The sequence below is a fragment of the Cyanobium sp. NIVA-CYA 375 genome, from assembly GCF_056108345.1.
In genome coordinates, this window is record NZ_JBSYHW010000334.1 from 1 (window position 1) to 701 (window position 701).

A 701-nucleotide genomic window follows, 5' to 3' on the forward strand; every position below is an offset into this window, starting at 1 on the left:
GTCGGTGTCGCGCTTGAACATCACGTTCGCCTTGAGCGCCTGGTCAAGATGATGGACGACCTGGGTGTTCTCGACGTCGTAGAGATTGTCGGTCGCCAGCAGCCCCGCATCCTTCAGCATCCGCTCGATCGATTCGTTGCCATCCTCGGTCCAACTGATGGCACGGGCCTTCTCGTCCTTCTCGTACCACTCTTCGGGCACCTGCTTCACGATCGCGTCGAGCGCGGTGTAAAGCTCGGACTTGTCCTCGGTCGGGCCCGAGATGATCAGCGGGGTGCGCGCTTCGTCGATCAGGATCGAGTCGACCTCGTCGACGATCGCGAAGTTGAACGGGCGGTGCACCATCTGCGCCCGTTCGTGCTTCATGTTGTCGCGCAGGTAGTCGAAGCCGAACTCGTTGTTGGTGCCGTAGGTGATGTCGGCGGCATAGGCCTCGCGCCGCTCGTACTCGCCGAGGTTGGGCACGATCACACCGACGGTGAGGCCGAGCCAGCGGTAGATCTGGCCCATCCAGTCAGCGTCGCGGCGGGCGAGGTAGTCGTTGACGGTGACGACGTGGACGCCCTTGCCCTCGATCGCGTTGAGATAAGTCGCCAGCGTTGCCACCAGGGTCTTGCCCTCACCGGTGCGCATTTCCGAGATTTCGCCACGATGGAGCACGATCCCGCCAATCAGCTGGACGTCGAAGTGGCGCATGCCGA

1 protein-coding gene is annotated in these 701 nt (G+C 62.6%); it reads right to left on the reverse strand.

The genetic code is table 11. The annotated features are described in order from the left end of the window. Window positions 1-701: preprotein translocase subunit SecA (locus AC01FP_RS18420; RefSeq protein WP_474482307.1), on the reverse strand; the 701-nt coding region annotated here is incomplete at both ends.